Consider the following 4,614-nt stretch of genomic DNA (forward strand, 5'->3'; position numbering starts at 1 on the left):
TTTAGTTCGGAAGATATCGTCAAAACGCTGACACCATCTATCGAAGCACGGGGGCATTGCTGTGGAAACAGTTTCTTTCATGGGATTGGAGGGAAAAAGTAACCAACCTAAAAAACTTACCCTATATAGCATAGCACTATTTATGCCTTGAATTATCGCGCTTAGTCCCACTACTAGGAACGAGCCGCACTAGGATATTGTTCGCGTAGCGTCGGCTGAGGCCGAAGGCCACGCTTCGCGAACGCCGAATCGCAGTATTGTGATTAAACTAAGTCAGTGAGTCACCCCACTGACTTGTCTTCAGAACCGTACGTGACAATGCACGCATCATACCGCTCCTCATCATAGGACTTATCCTTGACAGTGGTACCTCTAAAACGGATTCTCATCTAACTCGTTGGGGTTAACTTTAGTTCCGTGTTTGGCATCGTGGCAATGTAGGTGTAATAATTCCAGATTTTCATCCTTGTTGCTTCCACCATTAGCGCGCGGTAATATATGATGTATTTCCAATAAATCTCCATCCTTGAAAGTAAGACCACAATCAGCGCATTTCCGGAAACGAAACCTTAGATAGTGGAGCCTTACTACAACAGACTTCAACCTTTTACGCATAACCTACCAACTATAAAGGCTCCACTATCTTACGGTAACTTCAAACCCTTCAAGCCGTTCTAAAAGCTTTCCCTTATTAAACTAAGCCAGTGAGTCACCCCACTGACTCGTCTTCAGAACCGTACGTGACAATGCACGCATCATACGGCTCCTCATTACAGTACAATCCTTGACAGTGGCTCCTCTAGAATGGATTTTCATCTAATTAAGGGGAATTAGTTTTCTTTCCATGTTTGATATCGTGGCAATGGAGGTGTAGTAGTTCTAGATTTCCATCTTTATTACTTCCACCGGAGGCGCGTGGTATTATGTGATGCGTTTCCAATAAATCTCCGTCCTTGAAGATAAGACCACAATGAGCGCATTTCCGGAAACGAAACCTTAGATAGTGGAGCCTTACTACAACAGACTTCAACCTTTTACGCATAACCTACCAACTATAAAGGCTCCACTATCTTACGGTAACTTCAAACCCTTCAAGCCGTTCTAAAAGCTTTCCCTTTTGAGTGGTCATCTCGGGATGATTTCTCATTCTGGTGTTCCAATATATTAGGTCTCCGTCGTAGGGACTCTTGGTGTTCCTGGTTGACTGACAAAACTATTCAACAGCGTAGTGGTACGTTTGTATTTTGAACTAATGCTGATAGCTTCGTTTCTGATGTTGCTTGCGCGAAGCCATAGTTGGGCTGCTGTCATGATTACTGGTGAAACGGACTCGACGAATCAGTCTCCAGCCATTCTCGCTCATAAGATTTGACCCAATCTATGCCAATGCGAAAATAGCTGTTGCCCCGAAACCAGTGGGTGTAATCCCACCGACGTTTACCCGTTTCTACCACCTCAACACCAAGCGGCTGTGACGCAAACGAGTGGCCACTGCCAGGATAAACCATAATCGTGATAGAGCTGAGACGGAGCGAATTTCTGACTTTTGCACATTCGGTGCCGTTGGATTGGTCATCCAAGAAATTTTCCTCGATATCAAACCGCAAACCATATTCTTGCGCATGTTTGGAGGGTCGTCAAATCATTGCTGACAATCGCCCATTATCACCATTGATATTGTTGCAACCGAAGATCAGATGAACCGAGCCATAAAACATGCTCCTTGTGAATCCTGACATTATGAAAACACAGGGCAACACCTGGTTTGAAGCGATGCAGCGCGGTCTTGGGGGTTTCCCCCATGAGCGACTGCATCAAGACAGTGGAAATCTTTGAGCTGACACCAACCAATACCTGCTCGCCTTATCCAGGTGTCTTTTTTCAGACTTTTCCGATAATGCCAACCCCATTGATTGGTCATCGCTTTGATCTTGCTCGGTGTGGATAAACCCTCGATCTGCTAGTAAGACTACCGATTACCCCTAAAGGTAAACGTGGGATGGCAAGTTGGGCGCATCTCAAGGGTAATCGTTGAATGCAACCGTGGCACGCTTTATGTTCCATCACTCGCCACACTACGGGCAAGGCACGTCCGGTGATGGACTACGACCAATCGCACCAGGCAGTACTTATCCCAAAACAGCGAAGTGTCCTTGCCTTAGATAAATACAATCGTCTTCCCAATCTGCTAAGGCTGCCTGGATCAAAGGTTTATACAATCGTTCGCGTAGCGTGGCCTATTGGCCATGGATGTTAATCCGGGCATTATACAGCCAACGCTGCATCCGACGCTGTATGATTAGTGCATATTGGCCGAACCATGGGACGAACGGGAATCCAACGGGTCAAATTTACCTCCCCTGTCTGGATCAGGGCAGACACCATCCATAAACAGGTTGTCAGGTGGGTCAGATGTGCCCACTCACAGGGTTGACCCATCCAACTCTTCAAGGCATTATAGACTCGGGAGTTTTTTTCACAGCATTTTTATGGTGAGAGTGGTTTCTGTCCGAACGAATGCTGGCTCCCAATCACGCTTTGTCAAGTCTGGCAACTCCTTTCGAGATCAGCAGTTGACCACTTTTTACTTCACTTTTTGTCAGTCAACCAGCTTGGTGTTCTTGACTTTTTTGTGCCTTACAATAGGTGTTTTGGCGTGTTTGGGTAGGTAATTATCTTCCCCAGTCATGAACATCCAGTTATCCTTTCCAAGGATTCCCCAATATTTCTTGTTTACCCAAGTTCTTGATTTATTAGGATGTCTTCTATATCCCCATCTTCGCAGTTTATTCCAGAGTAGATACCCTAATTTGGAGAAGGTTCTTTTGCTACATACTGTTTTGTTGTAGTTACACCATCCTCTTATAATGGGTTTAACATGGCGAATTAATGCCTTCTGAGGGGCAGCTCTGTGTAGGTCTATAGCTTCTGAGAGCTGCCTATAGTGTTTCTGGATTGCTTCCTCGGATGGTTTGATGATGGTTTTAAAACCTTGTTTTGACTGATTTTTCCCAACCTGATATTGTCGGATGTTGAATCCAAGGAAGTCAAATCCATTTGAGGTGTGGGTAATTCTAGTTTTACTTGGTTTTAATTCCAAACCCATGTCTTTCAGCCATTTGTTGATGATTCTTTGACATTCTTCTACCACAGTTTGGTCTTTATGCATGATGACAAAGTCATCGGCGTAACGAATTAGATTTAACGCTCTTCTGTTGTTTTGTTTCCCTCCTTTTCCTTTCAATGTTTCGGCGTATGCTTTAATTCGTTCTTCCATTCCGTGAAGGGCTATATTCGCGCTTGAGTGGAGATATAACTCCACCTTGAGGAGTACCTTCTTCCGTAGGTGAGAATGTTCCATTATCCATCACTCCAGCTTTAAGCCAGGACTTTATTAATCTTCTTAAGGATGGATAAGTATTTAGTTTTGTTAGAAGAGCATCATGATTGATTTTATCGAAGCATTTAGCAATATCGGCATCAAGCACCCATTTAGGTTTTTGATTTATGCTTGTGTATATTGCTTCAATGGCATCATGACATGAGCGTCCTGGTCTGAACCCGTAAGAGTTAGGTTCAAATTTTGCTTCCCATTCGGGTTCTAGTGCCTGTTTGGCAAGTGCCTGTAGAGCACGGTCGTACATGGTTGGGATACCCAAAGGACGTTTTTCCGTTCGTCCGGGTTTGGGAATCCAGACCCTTCTGGTAGGTTGCGCCTTTTTTGAGACTTTTAGGTTGGCTACTAAGGCGAGGCGTTGCTTATTGGTTAAAGTTTTAACCCCGTCTATTCCGGCAGTCTTTTTACCTTTGTTCTCTTGGGTTATCCGTCTGACCGCAATCATTTTGGCAGACCAGGACTTCATCAGAGTCTTTTGCAGCTTTCTTACCACACGGATGTTACCACGTTTAGAGGCTTGATATATTCGTTGTCTTGATGCAAAGCGCGAGTGGGGGAAACCCCCAAGACCGCGCTGCATCGCTTTTGTAACTTAAAGACTGTCATTTCTAGCTTTCGCCAGTTGACCTTCTTCCATTCCGACTGTGGGGCAAACCCCCGAGTTTTAGACATTTTTATTACTACTCACAACTAGATCTATTCCTGTAACGTGAGTCCGTCAGCATATCCTAGACATTACTCTAGGCATTAGCTTCTGACTCTATCTCCTGGTTGACTGACAAAACTTATTGGAAAGCATACTCGTAGGTTTTTACCTTAAATTCCAGTCGATAGTACCTTTTCTGATGTTGTTTGCGGGAGGCCATGGCAGGGTCAGGGTCGTAATTAGAGGTGAAACGTACCCGATGAATAAGTTTCCAGCCATTGGCTTTGGCAGATTTGACCCATTCCCAACCCGTAAAGTAGCTGTTGCCTCGTGCGCCAATGGGTATCGACCCACCGACGTTTGCCAGTCTTAACGACGGAGACGAAACCTTAGATAGTGGAGCCTTTATAGTTAGCAGGCTATGCAGAAAAGGGTTAAATCTTTTGGGTGCGGCTCTTATAGAAATACGGTATTATTTAAAATAACAAAACTAACAACCTTGTCAGAGTAAGGCTTTGAGTCAAAAAAACCGTTAAGTGACGTTTGTTGTACATAAGTGGAAAACCGGGGT

6 protein-coding genes and 1 pseudogene are annotated in these 4,614 nt (G+C 44.5%); 1 reads left to right on the forward strand and 6 read right to left on the reverse strand.

The annotated features are described in order from the left end of the window. Positions 1-372: 372 nt before the first annotated feature. The 4 genes from F6K46_RS38385 to F6K46_RS38400 all read right to left on the reverse strand — a co-directional run bounded on the left by F6K46_RS38385 (position 373) and on the right by F6K46_RS38400 (position 1,815). Positions 373-615: an HNH endonuclease signature motif containing protein gene (locus F6K46_RS38385; protein ID WP_081431350.1), complete on the reverse strand. Its 243-nt coding sequence runs from the start codon at positions 613-615 to the stop codon at positions 373-375. A 205-nt stretch (positions 616-820) separates the two neighbouring features. Then, positions 821-1,042, reverse strand: coding sequence for an HNH endonuclease (locus F6K46_RS38390; protein ID WP_293068380.1), 222 nt, complete (start codon positions 1,040-1,042; stop codon positions 821-823). A 271-nt stretch (positions 1,043-1,313) separates the two neighbouring features. Beyond that, positions 1,314-1,607, reverse strand: coding sequence for a hypothetical protein (locus F6K46_RS38395; protein ID WP_293068383.1), 294 nt, complete (start codon positions 1,605-1,607; stop codon positions 1,314-1,316). 58 nt (positions 1,608-1,665) lie between these two features. After that, positions 1,666-1,815, reverse strand: coding sequence for a hypothetical protein (locus tag F6K46_RS38400; RefSeq protein WP_293068385.1), 150 nt, complete (start codon positions 1,813-1,815; stop codon positions 1,666-1,668). A 220-nt stretch (positions 1,816-2,035) separates the two neighbouring features. Here F6K46_RS38400 and F6K46_RS38405 point away from each other — a divergent pair, with 220 nt between their 5' ends. Beyond that, on the forward strand, positions 2,036-2,257 hold the full coding sequence (locus tag F6K46_RS38405) for a hypothetical protein (protein ID WP_293068388.1): 222 nt from the start codon (positions 2,036-2,038) through the stop codon (positions 2,255-2,257). Between the two features lie 8 nt (positions 2,258-2,265). Here F6K46_RS38405 and F6K46_RS38410 read toward each other — a convergent pair whose 3' ends face one another. Next, positions 2,266-2,451, reverse strand: coding sequence for a hypothetical protein (locus F6K46_RS38410; RefSeq protein WP_293068391.1), 186 nt, complete (start codon positions 2,449-2,451; stop codon positions 2,266-2,268). Between the two features lie 169 nt (positions 2,452-2,620). Further along, a pseudogene (gene ltrA / locus F6K46_RS38415) lies at positions 2,621-4,069 on the reverse strand (group II intron reverse transcriptase/maturase); the annotation flags it as partial. Positions 4,070-4,614 lie beyond the last annotated feature (545 nt).

Origin of the sequence: Moorena sp. SIO3E8, from assembly GCF_010692445.1 — a bacterium.
Taxonomy (GTDB): domain Bacteria; phylum Cyanobacteriota; class Cyanobacteriia; order Cyanobacteriales; family Coleofasciculaceae; genus Moorena; species Moorena bouillonii.